This is a genomic window from Sporosarcina sp. NPDC096371 (assembly GCF_044762865.1).
GTDB lineage: Bacteria > Bacillota > Bacilli > Bacillales_A > Planococcaceae > Sporosarcina.
This window is the reverse complement of sequence record NZ_JBIWFE010000002.1, coordinates 267,856-284,308: the sequence shown is the minus strand read 5'-3', so window position 1 is coordinate 284,308 and position 16,453 is coordinate 267,856. Positions and strand designations below refer to the sequence as shown.

The window sequence follows — 16,453 nt, the reverse complement described above, 5'->3', positions numbered from 1 at the left end:
CGTATTGGTAGTAGCAACTAAAACGGTTAAGGAGGAATCAGTTTACATGAACAATCACGAAATCGATTACAAACTTTATGGGGACGACATGCAGTTCGTAGAAGTTGAACTTGATCCACAAGAAACGGTCATTGCAGAAGCGGGCTCACTTATGATGATGGAAGATGGCATCAAAATGGAAACTATTTTTGGCGATGGCTCGAAATCGTCTGGCGGTAGTGGACTGATGGGCAAACTAATGGGCGCCGGAAAACGCGTGTTAACTGGAGAAAGTCTATTTATGACGATGTTCACAAACTCCGGTTCAGGAAAAAAGCATGTCTATTTCGCTTCCCCTTATCCCGGGAAAATTATCCCTTTAGATTTGAGTCAATATAAGGGCAAAATCATCTGTCAAAAAGACGCTTTCCTAGCCGCTGCGAAAGGTGTTTCCATCGGCGTCGAATTTCAACGTAAACTTGGCGCTGGTTTTTTCGGCGGTGAAGGTTTCATCATGCAGAAACTCGAAGGCGATGGCATGGCATTCGTACATGCCGGCGGAACCATTATCGAGTACAAACTTGACCCTGGTGAAGTATTACGCGTAGATACTGGTTGTCTCGTTGCGATGACACAAGAGGTCAATTACGATATTGAAATGGTTAAAGGCGTGAAAACGGCATTATTCGGCGGCGAAGGACTCTTTTTCGCCACTCTGAAGGGTCCCGGAACAGTATGGGTTCAATCGTTGCCATTCTCTAGACTTGCTAGCCGCGTATTTGCCGCTGCACCACAAACACCTGGTGGAGGTTCACGTGACGAAGGAAGTATTGCCGGCGGGTTGTTTAACTTGCTTGGCGGGAAATGATAGATGGGTGTCATTCTATTTTTATAGGATGACGCTTTTTTTATGCGCTCGAATAGGTTATCGCCAGCATGCGAATCAAAAAACGTGCCATCAGTCGGTTTGCCCACTGATGACACAATTTCATTTACACATTAACGCCATTCAATAACAATCAAATATACCGTGCTTCTTCAATGTCCTCCATTTCCCAGCTATCAGAAAGATGATTTACCCATCCTCGCATGAGCTACATCATCTCTTTGCGGTCCTAACCTTTCGGATTTTCATCGAAGTAACCCATTAGTACTCGGGCAAGCTCTTCATGAATAATCATTTCTATTTGTCTCATATAATAAGTAGAGTAACCCTGTATTGGCTGACACATCGCTCGTATGAGTGACAGTACCACTTTTTTACGCTACTATTTATAAAGAGCTTTGCATCGAAAGGATTGAATTTATGTCTCAGCAAGAACACTGGAAATCAAAAATCGGATTCGTCTTAGCAGCAGCCGGTTCGGCGATTGGACTTGGGGCCATTTGGAAGTTCCCTTATGTCGCGGGAACAGGTGGTGGCGGAGCCTTTTTACTACTCTTTCTGTTATTCACACTATTATTGGGATTCCCGCTTCTCATCGGTGAATTTATTCTTGGTCGTAAAAGTCAAAGTGATGCCATTACGACCTATAAGAAATTCGCACCAAATTCCGCTTGGCATATTACAGGAAGAATCGGTGTTGTAACTAGCTTTTTAGTGTTGTCTTTTTATAGTGTTGTTGGGGGATGGATTATCCTCTACCTAGGGAAAGCACTAACCGGAGGCATGTCCGGACTTTCACAAGATCAGTTTGGACCTTTATTCGGCGAAATTATAGCGAACCCATTTGCAACATTAGCCGGTCAATTGATCTTTATGTTGCTTACCATTATTATCGTAGCTCAAGGTATTCAAAAGGGAATCGAAAAGGCTAGTAAAATCATGATGCCCGCGCTGTTCATCTTATTTATCATCATCGTCATCCGTTCGCTTAGCTTGGACGGAGCAATGGAAGGTGTACAATTCCTTCTGGTGCCTGACTTTACTAAATTAACATCCGAAACCATTTTATTTGCCTTAGGACAGGCATTTTTCACACTGACATTAGGCGCTTCCGTCATGGTGACCTATGCTTCGTATCTTCCGAAAACGCAAAACTTACCGGGATCAGCGATATCGATTATTAGCATGAATATCATCATCGTTCTATTAGCGGGTCTAGCGATTTTCCCAGGCGTGTTCGCATTCGGTCTTGAGCCAGATGCTGGTCCGACATTGATTTTCTCCGTGCTACCTGCCGTTTTTAGTCAAATGCCTTTTGGGACTCTGTTCTTTATTGCATTTTTGATTTTATTCTTATTCGCAGCGCTAACTTCCGCATTTTCAATGATTGAAATTATCGTTGCAACGATGACAAAAAACGATGCTTCCAAACGGAAGAAATACACATGGACAATTGGAATGGCGATTTTCATTGTCGGGATTCCCTCATGCTTATCGTACGGAATAATGGCCGATGTCAAACTGTTCGATAAGACAGTCTTTGACTTAGTCGATTTTGCAGTGAGTAATGTATTGTTGCCTCTTGGCGCATTATTAATTTCTATTTTCATCCCATTAAAGTTATCTAAACAAGAATTATTTGATGAAATGAAACAAGGTTCTACCATCGGCAAGCTGTTCTTTAATTGCTGGTTCTATCTATTGAAGTATTTAACGCCAATCGCCATTATTATTGTTTTTCTGGATGCGCTTGGCGTCTGGGATTGGTTTACAAAAAACTAAGTAAAGGATGAGTCTATTGCCCCTAAAAGTAAACCGAGCGGTATGGTCTGGACGTATGGACCACGCGACAGAATGGGCCAGTTTTCGTTATCACCAAGTAGTAGAATTTGCTGAATCCGCCGCTTCTTCCAATACATGTGTCCTCATTGGCTTTGAATGCGAGGAAGGTGTTCGTCGCAACCACGGACGACTTGGGGCAGCAAAAGCACCTGATGCGCTACGAGGTGAACTCGCAAAACTTCCCTGGAGATTGGAAGAGGGAAAACACCTTGTCGATAGGGGTAATATTGAATGCCAAGGTGATATGCTCGAACAAGCCCAGCAGCAATTAGGCGATGCAGTGGCTGAAACATTAACGCAACAGATGACTCCTATCATTTTAGGCGGCGGTCATGAAACTGCTTATGGTCATTATCTCGGCGTTCGAAAATTTATTGGAAAAGATGCCTCCCTTGGTATCATCAACCTCGACGCCCATTTTGATTTACGTTCTTACGATGAACAACCTTCGTCGGGTACGATGTTCAAGCAAATTCTTGATCACGACAAGAAAAGTAGTTATTTTGTTGCGGGGATTCAGCGGTATGGCAACACGCAAGAACTCTTTGATCGTGCAGACGAGCTTGGTGTGGCCTATCTATACGAAGACGATATGGAATCTCTCACTGAAGAACTCGATCAATTTATCGACCAACATGATTTTATCTTTTTAACATTATGCACAGACGTTCTGAATGCCGCCTTCGCACCAGGTGTCAGTGCGCCATCCCCATTCGGATTAGATCCTGCCGTCGTCAGATCCATCATTCGAAAAGTCACTGCACATGATAAAACCCTATCATTTGATATTTCGGAAGTGAATCCAGTTTTGGATGAAAACAACCGTACAGTGAAGCTTGGCGCTTATTTGGTGAATGAGGCAGTAGTCGGGTTTTTAAAATAAATAAAACGGAAGACCCCTTCAAATGAGGAGTCTTCCATTTTTTCATCTTAATAACCTAGCCTTCCTTCTCGCAATTCAAATCCCACACAAAGCCAAACTTATCTCTCACTTTGCCAAATTTCGCACCCCAGAACATATCCTGTAGTTCCATCAGCACTTCACCTTCTGCGCGCAAATCGTCGTACAAACGCTGTGCCTCATCTACATTTTCACATTGAACAGTAAGTGAAAGACCATGCCTTGTACTGGCAGGCTGCTTATCCACAGAATCTGCAAGCATGATTTGAAAATCACCTTTTTGCAAGTGGCAATGCAACAGATAATCTGTCGCTTCTGGCGGTGATGGGAAATTGGCCTCTCCGTACCTTTCCGTCCTAAGGTTCTCCAGTCCAAACACCTTTGCATAGAAATCTGCTGCATCTTTCCCTTGTCCATAAAATGTTAAATACGGTACCGCTGAACCTTTCATCTACATCATCTCCCGATTTTCAAACAACCCGATTATCCGGCTCTCTTCCTTCCAACACATCCGTAATCGCCTGCGCATTCAAGGTCATCATCCCAAGTCGCGTTGCAATACTCGCACTACCAATATGCGGTAATACCGTAACATTCGGCAGTGTCAGCAGTGGATTGTCTTTTGGCACAGGTTCTGTTGCAAAAACATCGAGACCTGCCGCCCAAATGTCACCGTTTTTTAATGCTTCATAAAGCGCCGCCTCATCGACAATCCCACCACGTGCAACATTGATAAGAACTGCAGTATTTTTCATAAGCCCCAACTCCCTCGCCCCAATTAATCCCGCCGTTGCCGGTGTATAAGGCGCGAGAATCACGACGAAATCTGCTTCCTCCAGCAGTGTGTCCAATTCGACATATTCAAAACCATGCTCCGCTTCCGCCTCCATTTTTCTGCTTCGATTATGATACAAAATACGCATATCAAATCCTTTTGCCCTGCGAGCTACCGCTTCACCGATCCGTCCCATACCAATAATCCCCAGAGTTGCACCACCAACATCCATGCCCGTATACCCCATCGGGGACCACGACGTCCAATTGCCCGATCGCACTGTATGTTCCGCCTCCATCAAACGACGTGCTGTCGCAAGAAGCAGGCCAAAAGTAAGATCCGCTGTCGTTTCCGTCAGAACGCCCGGTGTATTAGTCACGATAATCCCCTGTTCTTTCGCTACTTCAAGATCAATATTGTTAAAACCGACTGCTAGATTTGAAACAACTTTCAACTTTGCCCCGGCCATCAGCACTTCACGGTCAATTGAATCTGCCAACACACTCCAAAGCGCATCCGCTTCCGCCACTTCTTTTACTAGTACTTCACACGGAACCTTGACACTTTCCGACTCCCACATCCGCACATCAAACTTCTCTCGAAGCGGCGCAATGACACCTTCATCTAGTTTTCTAGTTATAAAAATTCTTGGTTTCATTCAAATTCCCCCTACTCTTTCGTTATCGCAATTTTAACACATCTCCACAGTTTAGGAAGATTGATTACAGCACTCCACTAAAGTCCTTCAACACAACTACGCTATTTCCAGAACAAAAGCGCAAGCGCCTGTTCAGCCCCGACAAGTAGGAAGGCAGTCTAAAAACGCCACGTCCTGTGGCAACAAGGAAGGATGCAATTCAATCCTTCCCCACTGCATGACCTACATCCTGTAGGCCCAACGACTCGAGGGGCTAGGCGCTGGAGCCTAGACGCAAAATCTATACGTCGCAACTTATCCACAGTTCGAGATTTTATAATTTCCTAAGCAATAAAAAAAGCGCTACTTAATCGTAGCGCCTCATCCACCTATATAACTCATTCCAATTTTCTTGCGATTTTTGGCTGTCTGCTCCGTCCGTTCATCCGAATAACGGTCTCCACGACGCTCCCAAACACCTGCAATTGCATCGAGCAGCTCCACATCCGTCATTCCACTACGAATCAATTCCCGCAAATCGAATCCTTCCGAAGCAAACAGACACGTATACAATTTACCATCTGATGACAATCTTGCTCGTGTACAAGTTGAACAGAACGATTCCGACACAGATGTGATGAAACCGACCTGCGCCCCGTTATCCGTGTAACGATAGCGTTTTGCAACTTCACCATAATAATCCTGCTCGACAGGTTCCATGTCATGCACAGCACGCAACCTATCATATATTTCTTTTTTCGTGACCACCTTTTCAAAGCTCCAGCCATTATCATTACCCACATCCATAAACTCGATGAAACGCAATGTAATGCCCCGCTCTTTAAAATGGGCAGCCATTGGGAGAATCTCTCCTTCATTGACTCCCTTTTGCACGACCATATTCACTTTGATTTCAAAGCCAACTTTTTGTGCATAATCAATATTGGAAAGGATGAGATCTGGTTTAATGCCTCGTCCGTTTAATTTCCCAAAAATCTCCGGGTCCAACGCATCAAGACTCATATTCAAACGGCGTAGTCCGGCATCATACAACGGCTGTGCGTATTGTTTCAACAGCACGCCATTCGTTGTCAGTCCGATATCTTCAATGCCTTCAATCTCCATCAGCTTCGCTATCAATTCTGGAAGATCACGTCGCATTAACGGTTCACCACCAGTTAAACGGAGCTTCTTGACACCCAGTGAGGCAAACAAGCGGGAAAACCGTTCAATTTCTTCAAACGACAGCAATTCTTTTTTCGGTAAAAATACATAATCATCACCGAATATTTCCTTCGGCATGCAATAAGAACATCTGAAGTTACAGCGGTCCGTCACCGATATTCGAAGATCCCGAATCGGACGTCCCAGCTTATCTACGACTGCTTCCATGCGCTCAGTTCCTTTCCAATACCTCGGGTGTATTCACGTTTGTGAACACTCGCTTTACATCATCCACCAATAAACTGCCTTCAATCCATATCACGCCACTACGCGAAAGAACTTCCATCACACGCAATTGTCCGTTGTCCAACGCTTCACGTAGATGGCTTTTCACGTATCCATCCCATACGGATACAAGTGGATGGTGTCGGCCGTCTGTTATAACTGCCGTCACACCTTGTTGATGCTGAGCCAACAGCTTCTCGACAACCTCGTCGTCCACATATGGCATATCGCAAGGCAACACGATATAGCGGTCCGCTTCCACAGATTCCATTGCAGACAGAATCCCTGCAAGCGGACCGAGTCCTTTATATTCCATTATATCAATCATTCCATTAACATTGGCAGGAAATTGCGCTAAAAGTTCCTGCCGCGTCACAACAATAACCTCATCACATTGGGCTTCCAACGCTTCTTTGGCAATCTCATAAAAATACCGCTCCCCCAGTTTTGCGAATGCTTTGGGAGAGCCGAATCGCCGGGATAATCCACCTGCAAGAACGACGCCAACCGTCCTTGTCATCCGCCACTCACCGGCGGGATAAATGCACAAATATCACCGGCTTGGATAATATCTTCCTTCAAGGCATACTCTTCATTGACCGCAACATGCACTGTATCTTTACCAAAACCCGGATAGGTAGCTTCCGCCCAGTCCAACAACTCATTAACTGTCATCGATTGTTGTTCAATCGTTTCTTCCATCTTGCCGGTCAGTTCGCGCAGTCTTGCAAAATAGTTCACCTTAATCACTGTTCCTCACTCCTTTTTTCCGGATACTTTTTCTGTCCACCAATCCACTCTTCGCCATCTTCCCAGATTTCTTTCTTCCATATCGGTACAACTTCCTTGATGCGCTCAATGGCATATTCATTTGCTTCATAGGCTGCCTTCCGATGTGGTGATGATACCGCAATTAGTACAGCAATATCAGAAATATGCATCTCTCCGATTCTATGCGCAATGGCTACTTTCACGCCTGGCCATTTCTCTTCCATTTCTGCACCAATTTGCGCCAGTTTCTTTTCCGCCATCGGAACATACGCCTCGTACGCTAAATATAATGTGCGCACTCCATGTGTCCATTCTCGCACATGCCCGGTAAATACGGTCACTGCTCCGGCACCTGCATGGAGGACATAGTCTGTATACTTCTGTGTATCGATCGGTGTTTCTACAATTTCAAACGGTTTCATTGCTATCCCTCTCAATCCATTCCAATAACCAACAATCTAACTGTTCAGAAGCTGTTCTCGACTCAATGTTCCTGCTATCCATCGTAATTTCTGGACAACCTACGACAAGTCGAATGCCGCACAAGTTCTGCAAAGCCTCCCAGTCTTCTGCACTCCTTAACAGAACTACTTTCTCGCCTTGTTGTTCCTTATACCCTTCTATCAGTAAAACATCCGGATCGCCGATTGTCGCCATTTCTATCATACTAGTGAACTCAGGCTCTTCATTGACCAACAATTGAACAACACCGCCACCTGCAACTACCGAAACATCCGCACCACTGTCGAAAAACTGCATCGTATCGGTCAAAGAATCCGGCATAGCTGGCTGTCCACCATGCCCATGATGTTTCAGCACAGCAACCGACAATCCTTCTTTTTTCAATAACCGGACCCATCTCGCAATTAGAGTCGTCTTGCCACTATTTTTATATCCAACAACATGAAGTGTCTTCATAAAAACCATTCACTAGCGCCCTGCTCGACGCCAAGTAAAAGTATATCAACTTTCGTACCTGTCACAAATCCGCGCGTACCACTCGGCAAAACGATGAGGCAATTTCCTCTTGCAATAGAAGATACCGCATTTGATTTATTGAAACCTGCGGGCACAACTACAATTCCTTCTGGGGTCATGTCCCATATCGCGCGGATAAAGCGGGTAAACGGATTTGGTTTTAGAATATCTTCACCAAGTTCCGCCTTCATCCTTGGCATATATGGAGCCGTTCCACCCATCATCCCTATAATGGCTGGACGCGCGAACAATTCAAACCCTGTGAAGCAAGCCGATGGATTACCCGATAACCCAAATAATAATGTATCACCCAATACCGCCACCGTCGTCACACTACCAGGCCGCATCGCCACCTTGTTGAATAAAACCTTAGCACCCAAACGCTCATAAATAGCAGGTAAATAATCATAATCACCGACAGAAACGCCGCCCGTCGTAATCAGTATATCCGTTTCAGCTAGCGCTTTTTCTACGATTTCCGTACACGCATCTAAATCATCTGCCTCCATACCGTACGACTGATAGCCAATCCCCATCCGATCTAGTTGCGCTGCAATCATCGGACCATTCGAGTTACGTATTTTTCCCGGCACTAGTTCCTCGTCAACCCGTAATAACTCCGTACCTGTGGATAGAATGCCCACAGTAGGGCGCTTGGCCACTTCCACATTCGCATAACCAAACGTGGCAAGAAGTGCAATGGTCCCTGGATGAATCAATGCTCCTTTCTCAATGAGAAGTTCGCCTTCTTTCGCGTCCTCACCTTTGAAAGAAATATTTTCCCCAGGGCTAAACGGTTTTCGTAAAGTAAAGCCACTTGTGTGCTCGACAGTTTGCTCCAACATGACCACCGCGTCAGCATTTTCAGGAATCGGTGCACCCGTCATAATCCGGTATGCTTCCCTCTTACCAATCGGTCGGTCCGCGACGTATCCGGCCCCAATTTCACCAATCACATCGAAGGCAATCCGGTCGTCCCCTGAGGCACCCACTGTATCTTGCGCTCGAACCGCGAAGCCATCATACGGCGACCTGTCAAAAGACGGCACATCATGTCTAGCAACGACGGGTTGTCCAAGAATTCTTCCATACGTTTGTTCAAGCGGAACCATTTCTGTCCCTCTAATATGTAAATGATCCATAACGAGCCGAACCGCCTCCGACACCGGAATTGGTTTCCTCATCTCTACCATGCTAATCCCCCCACATTCTTCTGGTATACTAACCTTATATTGCTTGAAAGGAATGAATCCATTGTCTGAACTTACACATTTCAACGAACAAGGACGTGCCAAGATGGTTGACGTTTCCGATAAAGTCGAAACCATTAGAACCGCTATTGCCACATCCTCTATCATTGTCAATGAAACCATCCATTCGCAAATTACTGAAGGCACAAACAAAAAAGGCGATGTCTTTGCAGTAGCCCAAGTAGCCGCAATCATGGCTGCAAAAAACACGTCGACGATTATCCCGATGTGCCATCCGATCCCCCTAACAGGTGTAGATATCCGTTTTGAGTGGAATATCGATGAAACAACTGCGCATTACGAAGTCTTTATTCAAGCTGAGGCAAAAACAAAAGGCGTGACAGGCGTCGAAATGGAAGCACTTACCGCCGCTTCTGCTGCCGCTCTTACTATTTACGACATGTGTAAAGCCGCTGGTAAAGAAATGATTATTGGTCCAACCATGCTTCTCCGAAAAACTGGTGGGAAAAATGGAGACTTTGATCGAAAAGCGTAAGGATGCTTCATGCATCCTTACGCTTTTCAATCCTCCAGATGCTTTTTCAGTTCATGCACAATATGATGAATTTCAGGAACAATCAACTTATCCATCGCTAACTCGACCGCCTTCACTGATCCAGGAAGTGCGAACAAAACTTTCTCCTGAATCGTACCCGCAGTCGCTCTACTTAGTAGCGCCTTCGATCCTACGTCCTCCGTATAGCTTAAGAAGCGGAACAACTCACCAAACCCATCAAGCGTTTTCGTAAAATAAGGTGTCACCGTTTCAATCGTGATATCACGAAAGCCTATCCCCGTTCCACCTGTCGTAATGATGGCGTGGACATTCGGATTTCTTAGCCACTCCTCAAGTATCGACTCAATTTCCATCTGATCATCCCGGCATATCCGCGTTTCGAAAATATGATGCCCAGCCATTTCAAGCTTTGTTCGGATTGTCCATCCACTCCGGTCGTTCGCCACATCACGCGTGTCACTTACCGTTAACACACAACATACCAGCTTCTTCTCTTTATTCGAATCATGTAAATGAGACAAGACATTTCCTCCCGTTTAGCCAAAAAATTGATGGTACAGTTTACGCCCTACCTTTATATCCTTCAATCCATGAATTAGCAGCCGACCATTACCGAATAAAATACAGCGATAGCCATTCGCATTGAATTCCACAAAAAAAGGCGTCACTTTGTACGGATCCCCAAGACGTTTCGCAACATTTTCTCCATCCGCAATCGTCAAAGAACGTGCACTATCCGGAATGATCTGTACCGTATCCCTGCCGCATAATACCGCATAACCGGTCCCTTCTGCGCGATTTAACGCGGGATATGTCGGAATTGTTCCACACGTCTCACATACTTCGCTACGCATGCGGGAAATCCCTGCCTCTACATGCGAATTGTTCCAGACATCAAAATGATAGACTTTCGTTCGCATCGCCTCTTCATTACCCGTTAGCCATTTTAGCGCTTCTGCACTTTGATGTGCAGCCGTAATTTGGACTGCAGGTGCGATAATGCCTACTGTATCGCATGTTTCATTCACCGCTGGCAATACCGGAAGCAAACAACGGAAACAGGCCGACTTCCCTGGAATGAACGAAAAAAAAGTACCCGAGCTACCTACACACGCACCGTACACCCACGGGATCCCCGTTTTCCATGCGACATCATTCATCAATAGACGTGTTTCAAAATTATCAGTGGCATCCATAATCAAATCAGCGCCTTGCGTGATTTCCTCCATGAGAGGACCGTCAATATGATCGAGCACTGTTACGATGTCTACGTCTTGTCGAATTTCCTTCAGACGCCTTTCAGCCGCAACCACTTTAGGTACGCCATCCCGTGCATCTTGTTCGCTAAATAGCTGTTGCCTCTGTAAGTTGGTCGATTCAACATAGTCACGGTCCGCAATTGTCAATTTACCCACTCCAGCACGGACGAGTGTTTCCGAAATAGCTGATCCCAATGCGCCACAACCAATGATGACAACATGCGACGAGCTCAACTTGTCCTGACCTACCTGTCCAATAGGCTTAAACAACGTCTGTCTCGTGTATCGATTTTCCACCGTAACACTCCCTTTATAATATAAAGCGGGGTCTTCTAGTCAAATGAACCACTGCCCTCTCCACCACAGGCATAATCACATAAAATGTGCCGCTTCAAAGATAAACAATTTTGTAGATGTCTTATTTCCTCTTGATAATCGAAAACTCCTCGTTCAGTCAGATCAATACTCCCTATACAAAAAGGCGAATATATCTTATTTCCCTGATTAGTTCGTACGGTTCTTTCTTTAAAGGATATAGCTTCTTCCAATATAATTCAACAGCACACTCCATGCATGGCCGAGTCTTAAGAAAGGCTACATGGAAAAATTTGATATTGGAGTTTGCTCTATTTTATTTAACATCATGCATGTAAATTGATATAAAAAGAGTGCACACGAAATATATCGTGTGCACTCTTTTCATATCTGGTGTCAGTTATTGACATCATTTACGGTCTTTGAATTGTGGTAGCGGCTCGCACCAGTTTTATAAATCATCAAAACCATTCAAATCACTTGTCTTCACATACTGACGTGATGTCTGTTCAAAGAAATCTGTTTTTGTATCGTCGAAGCTATCGACATATGCTCGAATCCACTTCATTGGATTATCGGTGAATTCGGGATAGATTTCACTGAGTCCAAGCATACGAAGCATTTTATTTGCCCGATATTTCACGTAGCCTTCCATTTCGACAAGGTCGATGCCTTCGATATCCGCTAACACATAACGGCTCCAAGCCACTTCTTGTTCAACGGAGTGCTTAAATTGATCGTAAATCCATTCTGTAAATGCGTCTGTATTGAGTTCTGGATTTTCTGCAAGTGCTGCGCGGAAAATATCGCTAATTGCCTTACCGTGCTGTAGTTCATCACGATTTATGTAGGAAATCATCGTCGATGTGCCGACCATTTTCTGATTGCGCGCCAAATTATAGAAAAATGCGAAACCGCTATAGAAAAACATTCCTTCAAGTAGCGTCGTATAGACCATTGCTTTTAATGCGGACTCAATTGTCGGCTGCTCTGCAAATTCATTGTAGACATCGACAATTCGTTCGTTACGGCGCATAAGCACTTCATCTGTACGCCCCATTTCAAACGAAGCCAACTGCTTATCTAACGTCGTCACGGAAGACAAAACGTAAGCGTACGAATGATTATGTTCACTTTCCTGATCCGCAATTGTCGACATCAGTGATTTCACAGATGGGTCAGTCGTGTATTGGGCAATTTTCGCCGCTATATCCGTTTGAGGTCCGTCAAGTGTTGCAAGTAAGCCAATAATTTTTAGAAATGCATCTTGCTCTGGCTTCGTCAATGTCGAAAATTGCTTGACGTCTTGCGTCATATCGACTTCATTCGCCGTCCAGAAGAGTGAACGGATTCGTTGTCGTAATGTATAGAAATGTGGATGCGCCAGGTCGTTCCAATTAAGGATCCCGCTCGCTTGTCCACCAAAAATAGCTGTTGATTTATTTGGATTTGCAGGTTCTAGTACCTTTACTCGTGTCAGTTTTTCCAATGTTGGATGACCCCTTTCGACCATTCGATCACTTTTGATTCTTGTACGCCACGTGGGCTTTGTTCGATTTTCAATGGCTCGTATGTTGATGCGTAAAACCGTGCCAATTTCACAGCGGCGTTACAAAATAATGCGTCACCGCCAAATTGGGTGTCTCCCGTTCCGAAGACGTACACATTATCCGGTTTATAGCCCACGTCCGCAACGAAGTCTTTTACTTCGTCAGGGGTTGAACCCTTATCCCACGTAAACGATCCAATGATCAACGCATCGAAATGGCGAGGGTTCGGAATGACGCCCCCGCCGATTCGATACGTTGTTACGGAAATTCCTGCATCTCTTAGCTGGTGCTCAATGAGTTCCGCGACTTCTTGTGTATTTCCACTCCACGTTGCGTAGGCGATTAAGAATGACACCATTCACACTCTTCAATGTCCGTCGCAGTCGATCGTGTGTAATACGTTGTTTTCATACCGGATTTCCACGCCTGTACATGTAAGCTAAGGAGAACGGAAGCACGGATGTTATTTGGTACATATATATTGAATGAGATTCCCTGGTCGATATGCTGCTGTCTTGCTGCATTTTGTTTAATCGACCAACGTTGGTCTACAATATACGCAGAACGGCGATAGACATCGTACGTATTATGATCCAAGTCAGGCGCCACGACTGGAAGCTTATAGTCTTTCTTTTCTTCATGATAAAACGGCTTGAAGACGGGATCGATAGACGCTGTTGAGCCTGCAATGACAGACGTCGAACTATTCGGCGCAACTGCCATCAAATAGCCATTCCGCATACCGTTAGTCGCCACATCCGCACGGAGTTCACGCCAATCTTTCGAATCGTATCCTTTGTTTTCAAAATAAGCACCAGACTGCCAATCAGATCCTTCAAATAAAGGATAAGCTCCCTTTTCCTTCGCTAGTTCCGAGGATGCTTGAATCGTCAAATACGCAATTTTTTCATATAGTTTATCGGCATAATCCACCGCTGCGTACGATTCCCATTGAATGTTCTGTAGCGCCAGCAAGTGATGCCAACCGAACGTTCCTAAACCAATTCCACGGTAACGTGAATTTGTCCGTTGTGCTTGGACAACCGGTATTTTATTTAAATCGATAACATTATCGAGCATACGCACTTGAATTTTAATAAGTCTTTCTAAAACACTTGCAGGAACTGCACGTCCTAAGTTAATGGAAGATAAGTTACAGACAACGAAATCGCCTGGTTTTGAACGTGTGACAACAATATCGTCTTCGAGTGTAACCGATTCAAATTGCGTCGCACTCATATTTTGCATAATTTCTGTACACAAGTTGGAAGAATAAATCATACCTTCATGTTTGTTCGCATTAGCACGATTGACTTCATCACGGTAGAACATAAACGGCACGCCTGTTTCAAGCTGACTGCGCATAATACGTTTCATAAGGTCAATAGCAGGGACAGTTTCCTTGCTCAATTCTGGATGGTTGACGCATTCCATATATTTCTCACGGAAAGAACCGCCGCCTTTTGTTTCATCATAATAGTCCTCAAGAGAATAACCCATTACCGTACGGACTTCATGTGGATCAAATAAGTGCCATTCACCGCGCGCTTCTACTTGTTCCATATAAATATCCGGTAAACATACACCTGTGAAAATATCATGCGCACGTAAGCGCTCGTCGCCATTATTCAGTTTCAAATCAAGGAAAGTGAAAATATCTTTATGGAAAACATCCAAGTATACGGCGATTGCACCTTGGCGTTGTCCAAGCTGATCAACACTGACTGCCGTGTTATTCAACTGTTTAATCCACGGAAGGACTCCGCTTGATGCACCTTTAAATCCTCTGATGGAAGCACCACGACTGCGCACTTTCCCCATGTAAACACCGATGCCGCCACCGTATTTCGACAAGTTGGCGATATCCGTGTTGCTGTCGTAGATTCCTTGCAAAGAATCGTCGACTGTGTCGATAAAGCAGCTCGACAATTGACCATGTGGTTTCCCAGCATTCGACAATGTCGGCGTCGCCACGGTCATAAACAAGTTGCTCATTGCCCAGTATGACTCCGCTACTTTTCCAAGACGATTTTCCGTTTCATTTTGCATGAGCATCATCGCAATAATCAACCAACGCTCTTGTGGAAGTTCAACCGATTGTTTATTGAAATCGACTGCTACATAGCGGTCCATCAACGTTTTTAATCCGATATATGTAAATAGCTTGTCCCGTTCGGGTTCCATTAACTGTCCAAGATGGACAAGGTCTTCGTGTGAATATTTTTCTGTCAATACAGATGTGTACAAGCCTTGATCAACAAGACGGGCAACGTTGTTCGCAAAATCTGTATAGACTTTTGCCCCACGTAGTTGTTCTTGTCGCGCATAGACGTCACGGAGATGGATACGTGCTGCAACAAATGTCCAGTACGTTGTTGACTCGTCCAAGTTGCTTAGTGATTCTAACGTCATCGCTTTCGTCCATTCAGACTGAGAGCCCTCCGGATTTTTCTGTAACCAGCGTTCACTTGCGATGACGAGCGGTTCTATTTTCCCCGCACCAAATTCACCCTGTAACTCATCCACTATACGATCAATTCCAGTTTTCGCAATTTTAGTAGTCAAAACGACCATCTCCTTCTATATGTTGTCTAATATGTTGTCTATAAGTTTTCATTAAAAAAGCGACAGGTCCACCTTATCGGTAGAGCTATCGCCCATGGGTTCGTTGTTGGAAACGGAATAGGGCCTCACGAAAAAAACAGCATCCCATTCGCTTCAACCTCTCAACCCCCGAAGAAAGTGTCGCTTGACGATGAAAGGCAGGTCTCCTGGCTCACGCTTCGTCCTTCCTGCCTTGCCCTTCCCATGGTGTGCTCTCCACAGTGGCTTATTCGGCGGTCGTCGGCGCTTACAGTTGCGGGGACAGCTCCATTATTTCGGATTCCCTTTTAAACCGGTGTCGGTACCATTTCATCGTTCAATACTATATGTTGTGTCTCATTTACTTTCTTTACCCTAACATGTTGTGGTTATAACGTAAATAGGAGAAAAGTTTTTACGTTCGATTAACAAAGGCTTATCCACATATCCACAGTTTTTTTCGCTTATCATTGTGACCGTCATTATCAACATGTACGTAACTATCTACAAAGTTATAAACAATATCGCGCAGTCAAAAAATATTTTGCTACCACGCATTTTTTAGAATAGACAGATTCCTCATTGACACCTGATTCCAATTTTGCTACATTCAAATACAATATCTATGACGAAGAGAGTAACAGTCATTTCTTTTTCAGCAAACTAGGGACGATGGGAGCCTAGTAAAGAATGGTTGTGAACCGCACTTCTGAGATGCTTGTAAAGCCGGTGACTCGCCGTTATGAGAAAGTGGCCCTGTA

17 protein-coding genes, 1 riboswitch and 1 other annotated feature (1 of these 19 cut by a window edge) are annotated in these 16,453 nt (G+C 44.7%); of the genes, 4 read left to right on the top strand and 13 right to left on the bottom strand.

The window, feature by feature from the left end; all coding sequences use genetic code 11:
- The first annotated feature begins 46 nt into the window (after window positions 1–46).
- The 3 genes from ACIQ0H_RS07325 to hutG all read left to right on the top strand — a co-directional run bounded on the left by ACIQ0H_RS07325 (window position 47) and on the right by hutG (window position 3,590).
- Complete coding sequence (locus ACIQ0H_RS07325; protein WP_403412890.1) at window positions 47–847, top strand: TIGR00266 family protein; 801 nt, start codon at window positions 47–49, stop codon at window positions 845–847.
- A 438-nt stretch (window positions 848–1,285) separates the two neighbouring features.
- On the top strand, window positions 1,286–2,647 hold the full coding sequence (locus ACIQ0H_RS07320; protein WP_403412888.1) for a sodium-dependent transporter: 1,362 nt from the start codon (window positions 1,286–1,288) through the stop codon (window positions 2,645–2,647).
- A 7-nt stretch (window positions 2,648–2,654) separates the two neighbouring features.
- Window positions 2,655–3,590 (top strand): formimidoylglutamase, encoded by a 936-nt coding sequence (hutG, locus tag ACIQ0H_RS07315; protein ID WP_403412886.1) that lies wholly within the window; start codon window positions 2,655–2,657, stop codon window positions 3,588–3,590.
- A gap of 55 nt (window positions 3,591–3,645) precedes the next feature.
- Here the strand turns inward: hutG and ACIQ0H_RS07310 are convergent, their stop codons facing one another.
- The 8 genes from ACIQ0H_RS07310 to ACIQ0H_RS07275 form a co-directional block, all read right to left on the bottom strand.
- On the bottom strand, window positions 3,646–4,059 hold the full coding sequence (locus ACIQ0H_RS07310; RefSeq protein ID WP_403412884.1) for a VOC family protein: 414 nt from the start codon (window positions 4,057–4,059) through the stop codon (window positions 3,646–3,648).
- Window positions 4,060–4,078: 19 nt separating this feature from the next.
- Entirely contained in the window at window positions 4,079–5,041 is a 963-nt protein-coding gene (locus ACIQ0H_RS07305) for a 2-hydroxyacid dehydrogenase (RefSeq protein ID WP_403412882.1), read from the bottom strand.
- A 360-nt stretch (window positions 5,042–5,401) separates the two neighbouring features.
- Window positions 5,402–6,412 (bottom strand): GTP 3',8-cyclase MoaA, encoded by a 1,011-nt coding sequence (gene moaA / locus ACIQ0H_RS07300; protein ID WP_403412881.1) that lies wholly within the window; start codon window positions 6,410–6,412, stop codon window positions 5,402–5,404.
- A 4-nt stretch (window positions 6,413–6,416) separates the two neighbouring features.
- Entirely contained in the window at window positions 6,417–6,989 is a 573-nt protein-coding gene (gene mobA / locus ACIQ0H_RS07295; protein WP_403412880.1) for a molybdenum cofactor guanylyltransferase, read from the bottom strand.
- Window positions 6,986–7,219: a molybdopterin converting factor subunit 1 gene (gene moaD / locus ACIQ0H_RS07290; RefSeq protein ID WP_403412878.1), complete on the bottom strand. Its 234-nt coding sequence runs from the start codon at window positions 7,217–7,219 to the stop codon at window positions 6,986–6,988. The genes mobA and moaD overlap by 4 nt, the downstream gene beginning before the upstream one ends.
- Complete coding sequence (locus ACIQ0H_RS07285; RefSeq protein WP_403412876.1) at window positions 7,216–7,662, bottom strand: molybdenum cofactor biosynthesis protein MoaE; 447 nt, start codon at window positions 7,660–7,662, stop codon at window positions 7,216–7,218. Before ACIQ0H_RS07285 ends, moaD begins: the two co-directional genes overlap by 4 nt.
- Window positions 7,649–8,167: a molybdopterin-guanine dinucleotide biosynthesis protein B gene (gene mobB / locus ACIQ0H_RS07280; protein WP_403412874.1), complete on the bottom strand. Its 519-nt coding sequence runs from the start codon at window positions 8,165–8,167 to the stop codon at window positions 7,649–7,651. The genes ACIQ0H_RS07285 and mobB overlap by 14 nt, the downstream gene beginning before the upstream one ends.
- On the bottom strand, window positions 8,155–9,411 hold the full coding sequence (locus ACIQ0H_RS07275; protein ID WP_403412873.1) for a molybdopterin molybdotransferase MoeA: 1,257 nt from the start codon (window positions 9,409–9,411) through the stop codon (window positions 8,155–8,157). Before ACIQ0H_RS07275 ends, mobB begins: the two co-directional genes overlap by 13 nt.
- Before the next feature lie 61 nt (window positions 9,412–9,472).
- Between ACIQ0H_RS07275 and moaC the strand changes: the two genes are divergently transcribed.
- Window positions 9,473–9,964: a cyclic pyranopterin monophosphate synthase MoaC gene (gene moaC, locus ACIQ0H_RS07270; RefSeq protein WP_403412871.1), complete on the top strand. Its 492-nt coding sequence runs from the start codon at window positions 9,473–9,475 to the stop codon at window positions 9,962–9,964.
- 26 nt (window positions 9,965–9,990) lie between these two features.
- On the opposite strand, the gene ACIQ0H_RS07265 is transcribed toward moaC, so the two are convergent.
- The 5 genes from ACIQ0H_RS07265 to ACIQ0H_RS07245 form a co-directional block, all read right to left on the bottom strand.
- Window positions 9,991–10,506, bottom strand: coding sequence for a MogA/MoaB family molybdenum cofactor biosynthesis protein (locus tag ACIQ0H_RS07265; RefSeq protein ID WP_403412869.1), 516 nt, complete (start codon window positions 10,504–10,506; stop codon window positions 9,991–9,993).
- A 15-nt stretch (window positions 10,507–10,521) separates the two neighbouring features.
- Complete coding sequence (locus ACIQ0H_RS07260; protein ID WP_403412867.1) at window positions 10,522–11,541, bottom strand: ThiF family adenylyltransferase; 1,020 nt, start codon at window positions 11,539–11,541, stop codon at window positions 10,522–10,524.
- Window positions 11,542–12,010: 469 nt separating this feature from the next.
- Window positions 12,011–13,072, bottom strand: a complete 1,062-nt coding sequence (locus tag ACIQ0H_RS07255) for a ribonucleotide-diphosphate reductase subunit beta (RefSeq protein WP_403412865.1) — start codon at window positions 13,070–13,072, stop codon at window positions 12,011–12,013.
- Window positions 13,036–13,467, bottom strand: coding sequence for a flavodoxin (locus tag ACIQ0H_RS07250; RefSeq protein WP_403412863.1), 432 nt, complete (start codon window positions 13,465–13,467; stop codon window positions 13,036–13,038). Before ACIQ0H_RS07250 ends, ACIQ0H_RS07255 begins: the two co-directional genes overlap by 37 nt.
- Entirely contained in the window at window positions 13,452–15,683 is a 2,232-nt protein-coding gene (locus ACIQ0H_RS07245; RefSeq protein WP_403412861.1) for a ribonucleoside-diphosphate reductase subunit alpha, read from the bottom strand. Before ACIQ0H_RS07245 ends, ACIQ0H_RS07250 begins: the two co-directional genes overlap by 16 nt.
- 170 nt (window positions 15,684–15,853) lie before the next feature.
- A riboswitch (cobalamin riboswitch) is annotated at window positions 15,854–16,038 on the bottom strand.
- A 270-nt stretch (window positions 16,039–16,308) separates the two neighbouring features.
- Window positions 16,309–16,453, top strand: a binding site (T-box leader); it runs 46 nt beyond the window's last position.

Excerpts from the sequence above, each read along its gene's own strand:
- ACIQ0H_RS07325 (WP_403412890.1), top strand. The coding sequence starts at position 47 with ATGAACAATCACGAAATCGATTACAAACTTTATGGGGACGACATGCAG.
- ACIQ0H_RS07320 (WP_403412888.1), top strand. The coding sequence starts at position 1,286 with ATGTCTCAGCAAGAACACTGGAAATCAAAAATCGGATTCGTCTTAGCA.
- hutG (WP_403412886.1), top strand. The coding sequence starts at position 2,655 with ATGAGTCTATTGCCCCTAAAAGTAAACCGAGCGGTATGGTCTGGACGT.
- ACIQ0H_RS07310 (WP_403412884.1), bottom strand. The coding sequence starts at position 4,059 with ATGAAAGGTTCAGCGGTACCGTATTTAACATTTTATGGACAAGGGAAA.
- ACIQ0H_RS07305 (WP_403412882.1), bottom strand. The coding sequence starts at position 5,041 with ATGAAACCAAGAATTTTTATAACTAGAAAACTAGATGAAGGTGTCATT.
- moaA (WP_403412881.1), bottom strand. The coding sequence starts at position 6,412 with ATGGAAGCAGTCGTAGATAAGCTGGGACGTCCGATTCGGGATCTTCGA.
- mobA (WP_403412880.1), bottom strand. The coding sequence starts at position 6,989 with ATGACAAGGACGGTTGGCGTCGTTCTTGCAGGTGGATTATCCCGGCGA.
- ACIQ0H_RS07285 (WP_403412876.1), bottom strand. The coding sequence starts at position 7,662 with ATGAAACCGTTTGAAATTGTAGAAACACCGATCGATACACAGAAGTAT.
- mobB (WP_403412874.1), bottom strand. The coding sequence starts at position 8,167 with ATGGTTTTTATGAAGACACTTCATGTTGTTGGATATAAAAATAGTGGC.
- ACIQ0H_RS07275 (WP_403412873.1), bottom strand. The coding sequence starts at position 9,411 with ATGGTAGAGATGAGGAAACCAATTCCGGTGTCGGAGGCGGTTCGGCTC.
- ACIQ0H_RS07255 (WP_403412865.1), bottom strand. The coding sequence starts at position 13,072 with ATGGTCGAAAGGGGTCATCCAACATTGGAAAAACTGACACGAGTAAAG.
- ACIQ0H_RS07250 (WP_403412863.1), bottom strand. The coding sequence starts at position 13,467 with ATGGTGTCATTCTTAATCGCCTACGCAACGTGGAGTGGAAATACACAA.
- ACIQ0H_RS07245 (WP_403412861.1), bottom strand. The coding sequence starts at position 15,683 with ATGGTCGTTTTGACTACTAAAATTGCGAAAACTGGAATTGATCGTATA.